This is a genomic window from Pseudoalteromonas sp. APC 3495 (assembly GCF_030407645.1).
Lineage (GTDB): Bacteria > Pseudomonadota > Gammaproteobacteria > Enterobacterales > Alteromonadaceae > Pseudoalteromonas > Pseudoalteromonas tetraodonis.
The window spans coordinates 1-16,550 of the sequence record NZ_JASDDA010000035.1 but is presented as its reverse complement, the minus strand read 5'-3'; the positions used below and the strand labels follow the sequence as shown (position 1 = coordinate 16,550).

General features: G+C 39.4%; 21 protein-coding genes. 15 read left to right on the top strand and 6 right to left on the bottom strand.

Features of this window, described 5'->3' with window-relative positions; genetic code table 11:
- Positions 1-18: 18 nt before the first annotated feature.
- On the top strand, positions 19-336 hold the full coding sequence (glpE, locus tag QL984_RS13685; protein WP_008468201.1) for a thiosulfate sulfurtransferase GlpE: 318 nt from the start codon (positions 19-21) through the stop codon (positions 334-336).
- Positions 333-1,154 (top strand): rhomboid family intramembrane serine protease GlpG, encoded by an 822-nt coding sequence (gene glpG, locus QL984_RS13680; protein WP_024601851.1) that lies wholly within the window; start codon positions 333-335, stop codon positions 1,152-1,154. The genes glpE and glpG overlap by 4 nt, the downstream gene beginning before the upstream one ends.
- On the opposite strand, the gene QL984_RS13675 is transcribed toward glpG, so the two are convergent.
- Entirely contained in the window at positions 1,151-1,549 is a 399-nt protein-coding gene (locus QL984_RS13675) for a flagellar basal body-associated protein FliL (RefSeq protein WP_008468199.1), read from the bottom strand. The two genes, glpG and QL984_RS13675, sit on opposite strands and share 4 nt — an antisense overlap.
- A gap of 250 nt (positions 1,550-1,799) precedes the next feature.
- On the opposite strand from QL984_RS13675, the gene QL984_RS13670 reads away from it, so the two are divergent.
- Together QL984_RS13670 and ubiA are read left to right on the top strand one after the other, a co-directional pair.
- Positions 1,800-2,345 carry a chorismate lyase gene (locus QL984_RS13670; protein ID WP_290172862.1) on the top strand — a complete coding sequence of 182 codons (546 nt, stop codon included), beginning with the start codon at positions 1,800-1,802 and terminating at the stop codon, positions 2,343-2,345.
- Positions 2,342-3,220 carry a 4-hydroxybenzoate octaprenyltransferase gene (gene ubiA, locus QL984_RS13665; protein WP_024601852.1) on the top strand — a complete coding sequence of 293 codons (879 nt, stop codon included), beginning with the start codon at positions 2,342-2,344 and terminating at the stop codon, positions 3,218-3,220. Before QL984_RS13670 ends, ubiA begins: the two co-directional genes overlap by 4 nt.
- Here ubiA and QL984_RS13660 read toward each other — a convergent pair.
- The 3 genes from QL984_RS13660 to QL984_RS13650 all read right to left on the bottom strand — a co-directional run bounded on the left by QL984_RS13660 (position 3,217) and on the right by QL984_RS13650 (position 5,504).
- Positions 3,217-3,837 (bottom strand): 2OG-Fe(II) oxygenase, encoded by a 621-nt coding sequence (locus tag QL984_RS13660; RefSeq protein ID WP_008468193.1) that lies wholly within the window; start codon positions 3,835-3,837, stop codon positions 3,217-3,219. The genes ubiA and QL984_RS13660 overlap by 4 nt on opposite strands.
- 95 nt (positions 3,838-3,932) lie before the next feature.
- Positions 3,933-4,811: a LysR family transcriptional regulator gene (locus QL984_RS13655; RefSeq protein WP_024601853.1), complete on the bottom strand. Its 879-nt coding sequence runs from the start codon at positions 4,809-4,811 to the stop codon at positions 3,933-3,935.
- A gap of 243 nt (positions 4,812-5,054) precedes the next feature.
- The gene (locus QL984_RS13650; RefSeq protein ID WP_008466063.1) at positions 5,055-5,504 is read right to left on the bottom strand and encodes a DUF2721 domain-containing protein; all 450 of its coding nucleotides are present in this window, start codon (positions 5,502-5,504) and stop codon (positions 5,055-5,057) included.
- Positions 5,505-5,579: 75 nt separating this feature from the next.
- Here QL984_RS13650 and QL984_RS13645 point away from each other — a divergent pair, with 75 nt between their 5' ends.
- From QL984_RS13645 to tsaD, 3 genes are read left to right on the top strand one after another with little or no spacing between them, the layout of a single operon-like run.
- Positions 5,580-5,942, top strand: coding sequence for a DUF2007 domain-containing protein (locus QL984_RS13645; RefSeq protein WP_008466062.1), 363 nt, complete (start codon positions 5,580-5,582; stop codon positions 5,940-5,942).
- Positions 5,926-6,516: a YjaG family protein gene (locus QL984_RS13640; RefSeq protein WP_008115608.1), complete on the top strand. Its 591-nt coding sequence runs from the start codon at positions 5,926-5,928 to the stop codon at positions 6,514-6,516. Before QL984_RS13645 ends, QL984_RS13640 begins: the two co-directional genes overlap by 17 nt.
- Positions 6,517-6,560: 44 nt before the next feature.
- Positions 6,561-7,574: a tRNA (adenosine(37)-N6)-threonylcarbamoyltransferase complex transferase subunit TsaD gene (gene tsaD / locus QL984_RS13635; RefSeq protein ID WP_008466060.1), complete on the top strand. Its 1,014-nt coding sequence runs from the start codon at positions 6,561-6,563 to the stop codon at positions 7,572-7,574.
- Between the two features lie 23 nt (positions 7,575-7,597).
- On the opposite strand, the gene plsY is transcribed toward tsaD, so the two are convergent.
- Positions 7,598-8,203 carry a glycerol-3-phosphate 1-O-acyltransferase PlsY gene (gene plsY / locus QL984_RS13630; protein ID WP_008466051.1) on the bottom strand — a complete coding sequence of 202 codons (606 nt, stop codon included), beginning with the start codon at positions 8,201-8,203 and terminating at the stop codon, positions 7,598-7,600.
- A 207-nt stretch (positions 8,204-8,410) separates the two neighbouring features.
- On the opposite strand from plsY, the gene folB reads away from it, so the two are divergent.
- From folB to QL984_RS13590, 8 genes are all read left to right on the top strand, one after another.
- Positions 8,411-8,770 (top strand): dihydroneopterin aldolase, encoded by a 360-nt coding sequence (gene folB / locus QL984_RS13625; protein ID WP_024601854.1) that lies wholly within the window; start codon positions 8,411-8,413, stop codon positions 8,768-8,770.
- On the top strand, positions 8,771-9,259 hold the full coding sequence (gene folK / locus QL984_RS13620) for a 2-amino-4-hydroxy-6-hydroxymethyldihydropteridine diphosphokinase (protein ID WP_024601855.1): 489 nt from the start codon (positions 8,771-8,773) through the stop codon (positions 9,257-9,259).
- The gene (locus QL984_RS13615) at positions 9,256-10,056 is read left to right on the top strand and encodes an undecaprenyl-diphosphate phosphatase (RefSeq protein ID WP_024601856.1); all 801 of its coding nucleotides are present in this window, start codon (positions 9,256-9,258) and stop codon (positions 10,054-10,056) included. Before folK ends, QL984_RS13615 begins: the two co-directional genes overlap by 4 nt.
- 214 nt (positions 10,057-10,270) lie before the next feature.
- Positions 10,271-11,626, top strand: a complete 1,356-nt coding sequence (mpl, locus tag QL984_RS13610) for a UDP-N-acetylmuramate:L-alanyl-gamma-D-glutamyl-meso-diaminopimelate ligase (protein WP_290172861.1) — start codon at positions 10,271-10,273, stop codon at positions 11,624-11,626.
- A 1-nt stretch (position 11,627) separates the two neighbouring features.
- Entirely contained in the window at positions 11,628-12,251 is a 624-nt protein-coding gene (locus QL984_RS13605; RefSeq protein ID WP_024601858.1) for a flavin prenyltransferase UbiX, read from the top strand.
- The gene (locus QL984_RS13600) at positions 12,248-13,177 is read left to right on the top strand and encodes an ABC transporter ATP-binding protein (protein WP_013464297.1); all 930 of its coding nucleotides are present in this window, start codon (positions 12,248-12,250) and stop codon (positions 13,175-13,177) included. Before QL984_RS13605 ends, QL984_RS13600 begins: the two co-directional genes overlap by 4 nt.
- Positions 13,178-13,945: an ABC transporter permease gene (locus QL984_RS13595; protein ID WP_008466038.1), complete on the top strand. Its 768-nt coding sequence runs from the start codon at positions 13,178-13,180 to the stop codon at positions 13,943-13,945.
- Positions 13,945-14,613, top strand: a complete 669-nt coding sequence (locus QL984_RS13590) for an SAM-dependent methyltransferase (RefSeq protein ID WP_024601859.1) — start codon at positions 13,945-13,947, stop codon at positions 14,611-14,613. Before QL984_RS13595 ends, QL984_RS13590 begins: the two co-directional genes overlap by 1 nt.
- Here QL984_RS13590 and QL984_RS13585 read toward each other — a convergent pair.
- Positions 14,606-16,477: a GGDEF domain-containing protein gene (locus QL984_RS13585; RefSeq protein ID WP_290172860.1), complete on the bottom strand. Its 1,872-nt coding sequence runs from the start codon at positions 16,475-16,477 to the stop codon at positions 14,606-14,608. The genes QL984_RS13590 and QL984_RS13585 overlap by 8 nt on opposite strands.
- Between the last annotated feature and the right edge of the window lie 73 nt (positions 16,478-16,550).

Genomic DNA, 16,550 nt, shown 5'->3' with positions numbered 1-16,550 from the left:
TAATTATAAGAGAGTACTATGGCATTTAAACATATATCAATCGCACAAACCCTTGAACTACTCGATAAAGAAGATGTAGTGATTGCTGATATTCGCGATCCTAATTCGTATCAAGCGGGTCATATTCCGGGTTCAGAGGCATTATCTAATGCGAATATTGCCCAATTTATGATGGAAAAAGAGTTTGACCAGCCGATTATTATTGTCTGTTATCACGGTATGAGCTCACAAGGCGCTGCCAGCTACTTAGTAGAGCAAGGCTTTGAAGATGTTTACAGTATGGATGGCGGTTTTACTGCATGGGAAGCCGCTTACAAGGATAAAGTATCACGATGATAGAGCTAGGCAGCCTAACTAACCCTCGCGCTGCACAGGGCTTTATAGATTACTTAAAAAGCCAAGGGTTTAGCGGGCAAATTCGTACTGAGGATGGCCATACGCTTGTCATTAGTGTGGCACCTGAGGACTTTCATGCGGTGCAACCGTTGTGGAATGAATTTGCTAAAAACCCTAATCATGAACGTTATCAACAAGCGTCATGGCAAGTAGGCAGCACGCAATCACCATTAAAATATCAAGGCCAGTCGCTTAATTTAGTCGCGCGGTTTAAAGCCTTAAGTTGGCTTAATCAAAGTGTTAGCATACTGAGTATTATTGTTTATATTGCCTTTTTATTGGGTGCGTTTGAACCTATTTACATGGCGTTGCAGTTTAACCCTGCGTCACCACTTACTTGGTTAACCCCGGCTATAGTGCATTTTAGCGCCATGCATATCGTGTTTAATCTAATTTGGTGGGTTTCACTGGGTGACAATATTGAAAAGCAATGTGGTAAGTCGAGTCTAATCGGACTTTTTTTAGTTACCGCTTTAATAAGTAATTGGGCACAGTACTTAATGGTCGGGCCTAACTTTGGTGGGCTTAGCGGTGTTGTATATGGGTTGTTAGGCTTTTGTTGGATTTACAGCACCCTTAACCCTAAACAGCCTGCACTGGTTACAACTGCAATTGTTGGATTTATGCTGGTATGGTTAGTACTTGGTTTTGCAGATGTATTATTTGTTGGAATGGCTAATTGGGCACACTTAGGTGGGCTCGTTAGCGGTATGGCTTTTGCCTATACCGCTCAGCTTTTTAAAACAAAAAGTGCCTAATGGTATAAATATTTAGTAAATAAGAGATCACGGATGATCTCATGCCCTGTTTCTTCTTTAAGAAGGCTTTTTAGTTTTTCTGCGCTTTTAAGGCGTATTTGCTCGCGTCCTGTTAAAGACTTTATTTTGTTTTCAGGCTCTTTAGATAAAATCTCTACTAACGCATCACGAAGTAACGGCGTGTGGTGTTCCACGATTGCAATATCTGATGTTTTATTAAGCATTAAATCAACAGTGACACGTACATAGCCCATTTTTTTACTCGATGGGCCAATGTAGTTGGTAATAATATCTGGCTCAAACCCAAAATAACCGACAGTAGACTCAGCACGTGCTGATAAGCTAGTTAAGCTGACTAGAAGAATAAAAAGGCCTGTAAATACTGTTTTTTTCATTTCAAAAGCGTTTCCGTAAACTGGTTACAAATAGTTTATACTTATTAGTAAATAAGATACAGCAAGATGCTGTTATTTGTTGAGTTATGTAAAGGCACTCTGTACTCAAGTTTGGGATAGGCAATAGCGAGAGTCAAATGTTGATTAGCTTTTTATAATAACAGGGTGTGCTTGGTAGTGAGTAAATCGCGCTTTTTCAAATCTCTTAGCAATGTTATGATCTTGCTGATTTTTATCAAGTAGAGCTATTGTGATTACGTTTCCTCTTTCTTTATCTGCTGATTGGCAGAGTACTTCTCAAGTCTGTGGCTTATCTAACGCTGAGCAAGAGTGGCTATTTGAACCGCATTCTTTAACGGCTAAATTAAAAAGCCAGTCGCAGCGTTTTGCTGTAAAGGTGCTGAGCGAGCAAAAAGTTAACCTCTCGCAACCTCAGCAAGCTTTATTAAGTAATGAGGTGAACACCGTACTTAACCGTGAGGTTTTATTGTTGTGTGATGACAAACCGGTTGTATATGCTCAAAGCTGGTTGCCAATATCAAACAACAATACAAATAATCAGCTGCATAATATGGGTGAACGTCCGTTGGGTGATGTCATATTTCAAGACCCTGCGTTAAAGCGCGCTGATATTGAAATTGCTCGCTTTGATGATAACCACTCATTGCAATCACTGGTGAGCGAACTTAATTTACCCATACACATATTATTAGGACGACGAAGCGTGTTCTCTTTGCATGACTACAAATTTTTAGTTTGTGAAGTTTTTTTACCAGGAGCCTATTTATACTCATGAAACTAGCCCCTTTATCGGTAAACCATGTATCGTATTACGTTCAGTTAATGCGAATAGATAAGCCCATAGGCACCTTATTATTACTTTGGCCAACTTATTGGGCGCTGTGGATAGCAAATGAAGGGATACCAAGCCTAACAAACTTCATTGTGTTTACCCTTGGGGTAATAGTTATGCGTAGCGCAGGATGCGTTATCAATGATTTTGCTGACAGGAAAATAGATGGCTCAGTAAAACGAACCTGTCAGCGCCCTTTAGCAACTGGGGCTGTGAGTAGTGGGGAAGCAGTTAGTTTGTTTTTGCTGCTGGTTAGTATCGCTTTTATTTTAGTAATAATGCTAAATACCAATACTATCTTGTTATCGTTTGGGGCGCTTGGGCTCGCGTTTTGTTATCCCTTTATGAAACGTTACACACAACTTCCACAGGTTGTATTAGGGGCTGCTTTTGGTTGGGCAATTCCTATGGTATTTATGGCATCAACAAACTCATTGCCTGTGCAAGCTTGGCTATTATTTGTCGCTAATATTTGCTGGACGGTGGCTTATGACACTATGTATGCCATGGTTGATAGAGATGATGATTTAAAAATAGGGGTTAAATCAACCGCTATTTTATTCGCCAGTTACGATCGCCATATTATAGGGTTGCTTAACGTTATATTCTTAGTATTAATGACATTGATCGGCTTTATTAGCCAAGTTGGAGCAAGCTTTTGGTTAGGGTTAGCGGTTGCTGCGGCTTTATTATTGTATCAACAGCGTTTGATTCATTTACGTCAACGAGATGCCTGTTTTAAAGCGTTTTTGAATAATCATTATGTGGGACTTACTGTATTTATAGGCTTATTATTTTCTTACCCCGTTTTTTCTTAACGGGGTGGGTCGATAATACCACTAATTGACGCATTTTTTCTGAACCAACCAGCAATCGAATAGCGGTTATCAAAAGCAGGAAGTACTTCATGCACAAAGCGTTCGCTTTCAAATAATACCAAAGTGCCTGCAGTGGGTTTTATAACCACTTCTATGTCTTTACTTTTTGGCTTGTAAATAACCAGCTCCCCGCCTTTCTTAGGAGAGTTTAAATACAATACGGTGGTAAAAACTCGATTTGAACGACCTTTGAACGCATCTACATGTTTTTTGTAAAAATCACCCTGCGTATACTTTGCATAGTGACATTCATAATCAAACAAGCCCATGAAAAAGTTACGATTAAGGGTAGTGCGAACAGCTTCCATTATTTGTTGATAGCTAAGCTGTGCATTTGAGCTGCCATCAAACCAGTAGGTTTTATCTTTACGAACGGAATCATCAATTTGTAAATTGTTTAATCGTCCAATACCGGCAAGGCTAAAGTGAGGATTTATTCTATAGCAATCAGCCATCAACTCGGATATTAAGTCACTATCAATGGCGTTTTCAATAATGGCATAGCCATGCGTTTCAATGTGCTCTAGGTAAATTTCAGCAGCTGTAAAGTTATTCATTAACGCTAGTCATAATATAAGGGAGCGTTAGTGTAGTGAAAAAAAACTTTAATGCCACTAATTTATAGTTGTTATAAAACGCATGGAGTCATTTTTTATGCTCTTGAAACCTTCTTAATTAGCGAGAGTAGGTGGTCAACATGCTCACCTGCCTCTATTTGCTGGCTTGTTTGCACCACAAGTTGTTCATGGCTAATATCGTTATTCGTTTTAAGCTGGATTAAGTTATGGTTTTCTGCCACAGAGCTGGTGTGTTCAATACCTGCAATAGCAAAATGATCTGACTTTTCAAGTCCAGCCATTACCTGCTCAATACTACCTACTTTAATAGTTGAAACTTTATTTAACGAGTCTATTACTTCATTAAGCATTGATTGCACTTGTTTTGACTGCGAAAAACAACTGAACATTGGATAGATTTCGAGCTCTTTTTTACTAATATCGCTTTTATTTGCTAAAGGGTGTTGTTTTGAACAAAATAAAATAAGTTGATCAGGTAATTGTATATCGCTACCAATGCTATTGACTATTTGCGAGCATACACTAATGTCAATTTCTCCTTGAAGCAGTTTTCTATGAAGCTCAGTTTTATTTTGCAGCTGCATTTCAATTTTAATATGCGGGTACTGACTCAAAAATTCGCCGCAGGTGATTGGTACTATGCTGCTGGTTGTTGTGGTGTAGCCAATCACTAATTTTTTTTCTTCTGTGCCATTAATTGATTGAAAAGCGCGATGCTTTATTTGTTCTAGCTCATTGAGCGTATTTTTAGCAAAGTCGAGGAAAAGTTCGCCTGCTTGAGTTAACTTAACCGAGCGAGTAGAGCGGGTGACTAGTTCGTAGCCAAGCTCCGTTTCAAGAGTTTGAATGCTACGGGTTAATGCAGATGTACTAATTTGGGTTTGTTCAGCAGCTTGCCTAAAATGACGAAGCAGGCCAAGTGCTACAAACTGTTCTAATTGTTCAAATCTCACTATATAGTCCTTTTTTATAGGTAAGCTAGGGGAATTACAGATTTAATACTGACTTTATATCCCTACAGATCAGTTGAAATAAGGTTTTTAACCACTTATTAAGATTAACTTTCTTTTAATCGTATTTAAAGAGAATAGTTGCAAAATGTTGTTATACCTTTGGGTAATGTTAAATTACTGTAGTGTTTTATTATTGACCAAATTTATGCAATTTTATAACAACTTTACTAAAGTCTCGTTTGGTTAATTGCTGTTTTTGCTTTTAGGATTAGGCTCAATAAAGTTTTTACTAACTCGGTTACTTAAAGGCTTATTTTCAATGTTTTGTAATTCAATTTCTATGGCATCACAAGAAATATGAATTTCAAATAATGAAGTAAGCAAAGATAAGCTCAAGCAGCTTAAACTGACACCAAATAAAATAATGCCCGTGGTATTAAATTCTATAAATAATGCAAACATAGATAACGTACATAATAAAAAAGAGGCCACTCCGTATACTTGCATGGTCCTTATTAGTTTTATTCGCTTTCTAAGATTAGTTATTTGCGCCACTACAACAGGACGAATAGACTCACCTTCACGGGCATTCAATTCTCGTATTAGTTGCGCAAGTACTAAAAATCGGTTTGTATAGGCAAGTAATAACAATGAGATGGCTGGAAAAAGTAAACCTGGGGTAGTTAGCGTCATAATGTGTCCTTAAATCATATTATTTGCTTTAGGTTACGCGGGCTTATTGTACACATAAAGTAAATGAGGTGGATATTGCAAAATACTAATAATAGCCAATCAAATGTAACATCATTTGATTGGGTGACGCTTTATAATGCAGAAAATAGTTTAGAGGCCAATATAATAAAAGGACTGATTCTTAATGCGGGAATTGAGTGCCAGATAAAAGGTGAAATACTGCAAGGCGCAATGGGCGAGATCCCATTTGAACAAACACAAGTAAGTGTGCAGGTTTATGCGATAAAAGAGCGCCATGCACGTGAAATATTGGTAAACTATCAGCAAGTAAAACAATCCGCTCCAGATTGGGTGTGCCCTAACTGTAATGAGCATAATGGATCAACATTTGATTTTTGTTGGTCATGTGGGACCTTAAAGAATGACAAAAGCGAATAATTTTCAGCGTATTAGAGAGTTAAATTATTTACAAAAAGCGGTATTGGCCAGTGCGTTAATAGAGCGTATGTTGCCTAATTATGGGCTATTTAGTGAGGCTACCGGCTTTGGCGATGAGGTTATTTTACGCAATGCTTTAAATGTATGTTGGGAAAAAATACTCCTTCCTAAAAGTAAAATTGATTTAGAAAAGCAAGTTGAAAAAATAGAACCTAATGTTCCTGAACTTGCCGATTTTGATATGTTTGGTACCTATCCTGCAATCGATGCTGCCACCTCATTACTGAGTTTAATGCATGGCCTTTTAGCACAAGATGAGCAAGAGTTTGTTAATGTGAGTAAAATATCACAGGCCACCGTAGCTCGCTTTATTGAGTACCAAATGACGGTTGAAGGTGATGTTGCCGATAACAAAGCGGTGCGTGAACACCCACTGATGCAATACGAAATAGAGGTATTAGGTGAACTAATTGATTTTGTAGAAGCAATGGGGCGTATCACTGCTGAAAATGTGAAAGCATTGAAAAAGCATGTCCTTGCTGATGGCCAAACTAACATTGGTTTAGCACTGTAAGTTATTTGTTTTAAACACCTTGTTAGGTGGCAGGAGAATTAACAATGCGAATTTTAGGCATTGAATCATCATGCGATGAAACTGGTATTGCTATTTATGATGACGAAAAAGGGCTGCTAGCCCATCAATTATATAGCCAAGTAAAAGTACATGCAGACTATGGTGGTGTAGTACCTGAACTTGCCTCGCGCGATCACGTACGTAAAACATTGCCGCTTATTGATGCGGCATTTGCGCAAGCGGGTTGTGGTCCTGAAGATTTAGATGGTATTGCTTATACGGCAGGGCCAGGTTTAGTAGGGGCTTTGTTAGTAGGTACCTCAATTGGTCGCTCTTTAGCATATGGCTGGGATATCCCAGCGGTGGCAGTGCACCATATGGAAGGGCATTTATTAGCGCCAATGCTTGAGGAAAACGTCCCCGAGTTCCCATTTATTGCCTTATTGGTTTCTGGCGGTCATACCATGATGGTAAAAGTTGCTGGTATTGGTCAATACGAAGTATTGGGTGAGTCGGTAGATGATGCTGCTGGTGAAGCATTTGATAAAACAGCCAAGTTACTTGGGCTTGATTATCCAGGCGGCCCTCGTTTGGCTAAAATGGCTGAACAAGGTGTTGCTAAGCGATTTGTTTTTCCGCGTCCAATGACAGACAAACCTGGCTTAGATTTTAGCTTTAGTGGCCTAAAAACCGCCGCTTCAATTGCTATTCGTGAAAACGACAGTGATGAGCAAACAAAAGCAGATATTGCTCATGCATTTCAAACGGCCGTTATTGATACTTTAGTAATTAAGTGTAAGCGCGCATTAAAACAAACCGGTATTAAGCGCTTAGTAATAGCCGGTGGCGTAAGTGCTAATACGCAATTACGTTTGCAATTAGAGCGTGTGATGCAAGGTATGAAGGGCGAAGTGTTTTACCCTCGTACTGAGTTTTGTACTGACAATGGTGCAATGATAGCGTATGCCGGTATGCAGCGTTTAAAAGCGGGGCAGTTTGCTACGCTTGATATGAAAACTAAACCGCGCTGGCCAATCGATAGCTTAGAAGCAATATAGTTAACCAGAATTCAGGTTAGTTATTACTTCTTATCATCTGTAGGGGCTTGTTTAGTCCCTACTTTTGGTTCTTCCCCTTTAAATAAACGCACAATATTAGTGCGATGCCTAATAATGATCAGTAGCGTAATAAAGGTCACCGGTAAGGTGTATAACGGTTTAATCCACCATGTGTATAAAGGGGCTAGCGTAACGGCCACTAACGCGGCAAGTGATGAGTAACGAGTAATCGCGACAATCAGCAACCAAGTACCAATCAATAACCCTCCTAAAGAAAGCCCTATCGGTAGTAACGAGCCAAATGCAGTTGCAACCGCCTTACCGCCCTTAAAACTAAAGAATAATGGGTACATATGCCCTAGGCATGCAGCAACGGCGATTAAACCAAGCTCTAATGGCTCGAGTTTTAAAAAATAAGCGCCCCAAACAGGGATTGTGCCCTTTAAAATATCGAAGACTAAAACTAAGCATGCAGGAAGTGACCCGCCTAAGCGGTAAACATTGGTTGCACCTGGATTATTGGAGCCATGCGTGCGTGGATCGGGGAGTTTGAATAGCCGCGACACTAAAATGGCCGATGAAATCGAGCCGAGCAAATAGGCTAAAACAAACATTAAAATGACTAACACGCGCTTCCTTATTTTTTAATCATTACTTTTAAGCTATTATTGGCGTCAAAATTTACGGGCTTCTTAAATTACTCGCAATTTTGTAACGATTCTATTGTAGAAGTAATTTTAGTATATTTAAACACTGATTAAAGTATATACAGTATTAATTTGATTGATACAATATGTAATTAACTCAGTGACTTGTTACAGTCATTTGGAGTATCAATGGACAAGGTATTTATATCACAATTGCATGTCGAAACGATTATCGGGGTGTATGATTTTGAAAAGAAAAGTAAACAAAGCCTGTACTTTGATATTGAAATGTTAAGCGACATCAAGCCCGCAGCGCAAAACGACGATATTAACTTGGCACTGGATTACGCTAAGGTAAGTGAGCGTGTTATCGAACACAGTACGGCTAAACCGGTAGAGCTTTTAGAAACACTGGTGGAGCAATTAGCGCAAATCATTTTAACCGAATTTAATACCCCACAAGTGACAATAAAAGTAAGTAAGCCCGCTGCAGTTGCACAAGCGCAAACCGTCGGTGTAGAAATAACGCGTAACAAGGTTCTTGCTTAAATGGCGCAAATATTTATTAGCTTAGGGTCGAATATTAATAAAGCAGAGCATATCAGGCGTGCTTTAGTGGCGTTAAATAAACACTTTAAAAATACACAACATTCTTCGGTATTTGAAAGTGAAGCGGTGGGTTTTGCCGGTAATAACTTTTACAACTCCGTACTCGCTGCCACTACCGAAATGGTGCTTGAAGATGTGTGTGCGTTATTAAAACAAATAGAGCGCGATAATGGTCGCAAAGCAAATGATAAAAAATTTAGCCCGCGCACCTTGGATCTCGATTTACTCTTTTACGATGATGTCATTTGCGAGAGCCCAGCTCAACTACCACGTGACGAAATTACCAAAAATGCCTTTGTATTACAGCCTTTAGCAGAGGTGGCTCCTGATTTTTATCACCCTGTAGCAAAAAAAACGATTGCCCAAATATGGAATGCATATAACAACCCTCAACAAAAACTATGGAAGGTGGAGTTTTCTAACCCATGAGTATTATAGAAATAATTGTTTTAGCCCTAATTCAGGGATTTACTGAATTTTTACCTATATCGAGTTCTGCACACTTAATTTTACCGTCGCAAATTTTAGGCTGGGAAGATCAAGGCTTGGCATTTGATGTTGCCGTTCATGTAGGAACGTTAATTGCTGTTGTTATTTATTTTCGTAAAGAAGTGGCCGATATACTCGGTGCTTGGTTTAAATCGTTTGGTGCACAAGGTACAACAGATGACAGCAAACTAGGCTGGTGGATAATTTTAGGTACTGTGCCTGCCGCTATTTTAGGGCTATTGCTAAAAGATTTTGTTGAACTGTATTTGCGCAGTGCATGGGTGATTGCAACCACAACCATCGTATTTGGTTTGTTGTTGTGGTACGCCGATGCTAAAGGTAAGCAAATAAAAACAATTTATCAGCTTAATTGGAAAACCGCACTCATCATTGGCTTTGCGCAAGCCGTTGCGATGATCCCAGGGACTTCTCGCTCAGGTATTACCATGACCGCGGGTTTAATGCTGGGTATGAATAAGCAAAGTGCAGCCCGTTTTTCGTTTTTGCTGGCTATTCCGATTATTTCAATGATGGGCCTTTATTACACAGCAGAGCTAGCGCTTGGCGATCATATTGTTGATTGGACTGCTTTATTGTTGGGTGTAGTGCTGTCGTTTTTATCAGCTTATGCCTGTATTTTTATGTTTTTAAAAGTGATTGAACGAATGGGTATGCTGCCATTTGTTATTTATCGTTTGTTATTAGGCATCGGCTTAATATTCTTTTTAATGCTATAAGCCATTAATCTTTAAAAAGCCTCCCACCTTGGGAGGCTTTTTTATTTGCGCCAAACATCGCATCGGCGCTGTCTTGTTGAAATACCAAACATCTGCTGCAAATTTACCTAGAAAGCTCAACAGACCCTGATGGTAACTTGATCTAAATTTTGGCATTATAGCGCCATTAAAGTTCGCCTTAGAGCACATTCCGCGCAGGATGAAAGGATAGTAAATGCATATACATATTTTGGGTATTTGTGGCACATTTATGGGTGGTATTGCCGCTATAGCTAAATCATTAGGTCATCACGTTACCGGGTCTGATCAAAACGTTTACCCACCAATGAGTACCCAATTAGAAGAGTTAGGAATCGAGCTAACCCAAGGCTATGATGTATCTCAACTAGAACCGGCACCCGACATAGTCGTCATAGGTAATGCTATGAGCCGAGGGAATCCGTGTGTTGAATATGTATTAGATAAAGGCTTGCCTTATACCTCAGGCCCAGAGTGGCTTAAGCATAATTTACTACAAAAATCATGGGTGCTGGCGGTGGCAGGAACCCATGGTAAAACAACGACTGCCAGTATGCTGGCATGGATATTAGAATATGCAGGTTTAAAACCAGGCTTTTTAATTGGCGGGATCGTGCAAAGTTTTGGTCTTTCGGCTCGGGTTGGGCAAACGCCTTTTTTTGTAATAGAAGCCGATGAATACGACACCGCCTTTTTCGATAAACGTAGTAAGTTTGTTCATTATTTACCGCGAACACTCATTTTAAACAATCTTGAATTTGATCATGCTGATATTTTTGAAGATTTAAATGCGATTAAAAAACAATTTCACCATTTGATACGTACACTACCGCAAAGCGGGAAAGTATTGTGGCCAAAAGATGATGAGGCTCTGAGCGATGTTATAGCAAAAGGGCTGTGGAGCGAGAGCGAAACATTAGGCGATGATTGGGATTATCAGCTACTTAAAGCGGATGGTTCTCAATTTAATGTGTTATTAAACACGCAACTGCAAGGTGTAGTTAACTGGCAGGCAATTGGTGAGCATAACGTTAAAAATGCCATGATGGCCATTGCAGCAGCGCGCCATGTAGGAATAGCTATTGAGCACAGTATTGCGGCTTTAGGCGAATTTATCAGCCCAAAAAGGCGGATGGAGCTTAAAGCGGATATAAATAACATTAAAGTGTATGATGATTTTGCCCATCATCCTACCGCGATACAAACAACGCTTGCGGGGCTGCGCGCCAAAGTGGGCAATGACAAAATTATTGCGATTTTAGAGCCGCGTTCTAACACCATGAAAATGGGAGTTCATCAATTTACATTGTTAGACTCATTACGCGATGCGGATGAGGTGCTACTGTTTGAACCAGAAAACTTAAGCTGGTCGCTCAAGGAGCAAGCAGAAAAAGCCGGTATGCAGTGTTTTGATTCTACAATCGCCATTATCGAAACAGTGCTTGAAAGTATTGAGCCAAATCAACATGTTTTAATTATGAGTAATGGTGGTTTTAATGGCCTTCATCAACAACTTGTTGATGGCTTGGCCAATAAATACAGCGGAGAATAATGTGCAATTTAAAGATAAAATCACCTTAGCATTTAGTGGTGCATCAGGCGCTCCATATGGATTGAGGTTGCTAGAAGTGTTGCTTGAGCAGCAGTTTCAAGTGTATGTGCTTATTTCAAGTGCCGCGCGGGTAGTCTTTGATACCGAATCAAATGTTAAACTATCAGCAAATGAAGACAAGGCCACAGAGCAATTAAGTCTGTTATATAACGCAAAACCTGGGCAGTTAAAGGTATTTGGTAAAGATAATTGGTTTAGTCCGGTAGCTTCGGGCTCTGCAGCGCCGAAAAAAATGGTAGTATGTCCATGTAGCGCAGGCTCTGTGTCTGCCATTGCAGTCGGCGCATCAGATAATTTATTAGAGCGCGCCGCCGATGTGGTGATAAAGGAGCGAGGCCAGCTTATTTTAGTGCCACGCGAAACGCCATTTAGCGAAATTCATTTAGAAAACATGCTTAAATTATCGCGTTTAGGTGTAACAATTATGCCTGCAGCACCTGGGTTTTATCATCAACCGCAAAGCATAGAAGACTTGGTTGACTTTATGGTGGCGCGAATTTTAGATCATTTAAATATTGAACATAATCTCACGAAGCGTTGGGGTTATGGTGAGGGTAAGAAATGAATAAGCAAAATATTGCTTTAAATATTGAAGGCCTTACCAAGGTTTACAAAAATGGGGTAGAGGCAGTAAAAGGGGTTGATTTACAAGTTCACGAAGGTGACTTTTTTGCATTACTTGGCCCGAATGGGGCGGGTAAATCAACCACTATTGGGGTAATTTCTTCACTGGTTAATAAGACCAAAGGCAAAGTTGAAGTATTTGGTCACGATATTGATACCGACCTTGAGGCGGCTAAAGCGAATTTAGGCCTAGTACCACAAGAGTTTAACTTTAGTCAGTTTGAAACGCTGAGCCAAATACTCGTTAATCAAGCAGGTTACTACGGTGTACCGCGCGGCGAAGCACATAAACGTGCAGATAAATACTTAGCGCAGCTTGGATTAATCGAGAAAAAAGATAAGCAAGCGCGTACCTTATCTGGTGGTATGAAACGCCGTTTAATGATTGCACGTGCCTTAATGCATGAGCCCAAATTACTTATTTTAGATGAGCCGACAGCGGGTGTTGATATAGAGCTTCGCCGTTCAATGTGGGACTTTTTAAGGCAAATTAACGAACAAGGTGTGACCATTATTTTAACAACCCACTACCTTGAAGAAGCTGAACTGCTTTGTAAAAACATCGCCATTATTGATACCGGGCGAATTGTTGAAAACACCACGATTAAAGCCCTGCTTGCTAAATTAGACAAAGAAACCTTTGTATTGGATTTAAAACAACCGTCTAAACCCGTAACGCTAGATGGATACAAATTTACTATGGGGGATGATCACACCATTGAAGTTGAAGTGGCTAAATCTCAAGGATTAAACGCGGTGTTTACAGCATTGACTGAACAAGGTAATACCGTGCTGAGCATGCGAAACAAAGCGAATCGATTAGAAGAATTATTTGTAGGTTTATTAGAGCAAGGGCGGGGCGAATAAATGTTTAAATATGGCGTAGCCTTAAAAAGTATTTGGATTAAAGAGTGCATTCGCTTTTTGCGTATTTGGGTGCAAACCTTAGTACCGCCAGCGATCACGATGAGTTTATATTTTGTTATTTTTGGTAACCTAATTGGCTCGCGTATTGGTGACATGGGCGGTTTTAGCTATATGGAGTTTATTGTCCCTGGCCTTATTATGATGTCAGTTATAACTAACTCTTATTCAAATGTTGCCTCTAGCTTTTACTCAACTAAGTTTCAAAAAAGTATTGAAGAGTTATTAGTTGCACCTGTGCCTAATTACATCATTGTACTGGGTTATATGGGCGGAGGTATGACCCGTGGCATTATGGTTGGCTTTATCGTAACGTGCGTTTCTTTATTTTTTGTTGATATACAAATACATAATATTTTTGTGATTATAGCCACTGTTATTCTCACCTCGGCGGTGTTTGCCTTGGGCGGGTTAATTAACGCTATTTATGCAAACAGCTTTGATGACATAAGTATTATCCCTACCTTTATTTTAACGCCGTTGACCTATTTAGGCGGGGTGTTTTATTCAATCACTTTACTGCCTGATTTTTGGCAAATGGTGTCGCAAATAAACCCAATTATTTATATGGTTAACGCATTTAGATATGGTTTTTTAGGTGTTTCGGATGTAGATTTATCGGTCGCAATGGGTGTGTTGTTGGTGTTTATCAGCGTCCTATTTACTTTAGCACTGACGCTAATTAAAAAAGGTGTGGGGCTAAGACACTAATGAGCGATGCAAATTCACGTAGTATTGTATCTAATCAAGCGGGACTTCATGAAAAGCTTGATAAAATAGTTAATAAACACTTACAGGCTGAGTTTAAAAAGCCAATTGCAACGCATACGCAAACCGCATTTGATGAAGTTAATGCTAAAGTGCAAGCCTTTAATGGGCCGCTTATTTTAGACTCCTGTTGTGGGGTCGGAGAGAGCACCGCTAATTTAGCAAAACGTCATCCTGAAGCGTTAGTCATAGGTATTGATAAGTCATCTCATCGACTTGATAAGCATGATGTTGAATATAAACAAAGTGAAAGTGGTCAATACATTTTAGTGCAAGCTGACTTAAATGACTTTTGGCGTTTAGCGGTGGCTGCTAATTGGCAGCCTACGCATCACTATTTGCTTTACCCTAACCCTTGGCCTAAGTCTAAACACATACAAAGGCGCTGGCATGGGGCGGCTATATTCCCGTTTATTGTAAAGTTAGGTGGTTTACTTGAGGTGCGCAGTAATTGGGATATTTATGTTAAAGAGTTTGCCAGAGCGCTTGAATTAGCGGGGAATCCATGTGAAACCGAATTGTTTGAGTCAGACGAAGCAATTACCCCTTTCGAACGTAAGTACTGGGCCAGTGGCCAGCAAAGCCACCGGCTTGTTATAAATCTTATATAGCTAATTGTTGCTTAAAGTGAGTCACGTGTGGCGTTGGTTTACCAAGGTAACTACCTTGCATCAGCGTCACATTTAGTTTATTGAGTAGCTCGGCAACCGTGTTATTTTCTACCGCCTCAACAACCAATTCAAGTTCAAGCTGCTGGGCTATATCAGCAATATAGGCGATAAATAGCGACGTATTTTCATCATTTACCAGTTGCTTGGTGATCGCACCATCGAGTTTAATGCCATCTACCTCAATCTTTAACGTATTGAGCGTATTAATAAACTCATTACCCCAACAATGCATCACGATTTTTGCCCCTTTACTTTTCACCATCGCAATAAATGATTTTATTTCATAGTAGTGTGTAATGACCTGCGACTCTAATATTGAAATAGTAATGTTTTCAGGGTTGGGGTAGCGATGAAGCTCATACGCTATGTGATCATAAATAGTGGGATCTGCAATATTTTCAGCGCACACAGTTAACCCCCAGCTGATTGCTGATTTGCGAAAGCGCGAAATGCATTGAGTAAATAAGGTACGTGTTAACATCCCATCCATACGCAGCCTATTTACTGCATTAGAAAAGGTATCAGGGGTTAAAATCTCCCCATGTGAGGTCACTATTCTTGGTGAGCAGTCATACCTAATAATGGCATTGGTATTGGTATCTATAACAGGTTGAAAATAAGGAACAACGCGATGGGCATCAAACGCTTCACGAATTTCCTTTGCTATTTCTACATTGTATAAATACAGAGATTTAGCGTCGTTAATCGCTTCTGAGTAGTTTACTATGGGTTGAACACCTTGCCTTGATTGTAGCAAAGCAATGTGGGCATTCTTAAGCAGTAATGACTTATTCCCTCTTGCGACTCCAGCGTTGAGTGTAATATAAATAAATGGGTCTGTAATAAAAGGTGTATTTTTATTATGGGATTGAATAATGCTGTAAAGCTCATCAAAAGGTGTTTCTTTACTGGTTAAAATGGCCAGCTTGTTGGTCGCAATACGATAAATACGTGATTGCAGACGGTTTTGCTGCTTAAAGTGACTAAGTAGTTTTTTCATCACTTCATCGGCTGTTTTTGTGCCAAAAAAGCGACTGATACTATCAATTTCGTTAACCAAAATAATCGCGATTTGTAGATGATGCTCATTACTTTTTTTTAGCTGTTTTTCCAAGGCGATATGATTTTCAAACCCCGTAGCATGATCCCTCATTAGTGAGCGGCGTACCCCAAAACAATAAAGAATATAAACCAATAACAATATGAACAGTACGCAACTAAAATGAAGCAGGGCTTGATTCAAACGTGTTATTAAAGCCGTATTGATTTTATCGACGCTAATATCAGCTGCAGTTAAATAGGTTCTGCCATTTTTTGCTATATGAGGAATATACACCGTTTTAGAATGACCACGATGCGCCGTTGACACTTCAAAAATAGGGGCCGTTGATAAAAATGCCGCCATATTAATTGGCGTCGCTTCAGGGTAAAGATCTAAATACTGGGTAACTTTACCGTTATTTTGATCATCTTGGGTGTAACTGGAGGCAGTAAAATAAATATTTTCATCAATTAATATCATTGAATATAAATAATCTATATTTAAATCATTGGCTAAAGCAGAAAGCTGTTCGGCCTTATTTTGATAGCTTGTAAAGCTGATTTCTTGCGATGTTTTGTCGTGGTAATCACTACCTAAAATATACTTTACGCTGGTGGCTGCATTTATTAAGCGATTGTCAATGCTGCGCATTACATCACTTTGAATGGCAGAGTAAGTGTAGTAACCATAAATGATTAAGCTGACCAAAAAAAAGACGGTTCCAAGCGCCAACCGTGTTAATTTTAGATTTCCTTTGAGCATGTATTATCCTTATTTTTGTTGATTTTATTATACTTAAAAATTATAAATGCCCAATATTTTAATTACCCTTTGT

What these genes read in the sequence shown, in the direction of transcription:
- glpE (WP_008468201.1), top strand. Translation starts at nt 19, where the DNA reads ATGGCATTTAAACATATATCAATCGCACAAACCCTTGAACTACTCGAT.
- glpG (WP_024601851.1), top strand. Translation starts at nt 333, where the DNA reads ATGATAGAGCTAGGCAGCCTAACTAACCCTCGCGCTGCACAGGGCTTT.
- QL984_RS13675 (WP_008468199.1), bottom strand. Translation starts at nt 1,549, where the DNA reads ATGAAAAAAACAGTATTTACAGGCCTTTTTATTCTTCTAGTCAGCTTA.
- ubiA (WP_024601852.1), top strand. Translation starts at nt 2,342, where the DNA reads ATGAAACTAGCCCCTTTATCGGTAAACCATGTATCGTATTACGTTCAG.
- QL984_RS13660 (WP_008468193.1), bottom strand. Translation starts at nt 3,837, where the DNA reads ATGAATAACTTTACAGCTGCTGAAATTTACCTAGAGCACATTGAAACG.
- QL984_RS13650 (WP_008466063.1), bottom strand. Translation starts at nt 5,504, where the DNA reads ATGACGCTAACTACCCCAGGTTTACTTTTTCCAGCCATCTCATTGTTA.
- QL984_RS13640 (WP_008115608.1), top strand. Translation starts at nt 5,926, where the DNA reads ATGACAAAAGCGAATAATTTTCAGCGTATTAGAGAGTTAAATTATTTA.
- tsaD (WP_008466060.1), top strand. Translation starts at nt 6,561, where the DNA reads ATGCGAATTTTAGGCATTGAATCATCATGCGATGAAACTGGTATTGCT.
- folB (WP_024601854.1), top strand. Translation starts at nt 8,411, where the DNA reads ATGGACAAGGTATTTATATCACAATTGCATGTCGAAACGATTATCGGG.
- folK (WP_024601855.1), top strand. Translation starts at nt 8,771, where the DNA reads ATGGCGCAAATATTTATTAGCTTAGGGTCGAATATTAATAAAGCAGAG.
- QL984_RS13615 (WP_024601856.1), top strand. Translation starts at nt 9,256, where the DNA reads ATGAGTATTATAGAAATAATTGTTTTAGCCCTAATTCAGGGATTTACT.
- mpl (WP_290172861.1), top strand. Translation starts at nt 10,271, where the DNA reads ATGCATATACATATTTTGGGTATTTGTGGCACATTTATGGGTGGTATT.
- QL984_RS13600 (WP_013464297.1), top strand. Translation starts at nt 12,248, where the DNA reads ATGAATAAGCAAAATATTGCTTTAAATATTGAAGGCCTTACCAAGGTT.
- QL984_RS13595 (WP_008466038.1), top strand. Translation starts at nt 13,178, where the DNA reads ATGTTTAAATATGGCGTAGCCTTAAAAAGTATTTGGATTAAAGAGTGC.
- QL984_RS13590 (WP_024601859.1), top strand. Translation starts at nt 13,945, where the DNA reads ATGAGCGATGCAAATTCACGTAGTATTGTATCTAATCAAGCGGGACTT.
- QL984_RS13585 (WP_290172860.1), bottom strand. Translation starts at nt 16,477, where the DNA reads ATGCTCAAAGGAAATCTAAAATTAACACGGTTGGCGCTTGGAACCGTC.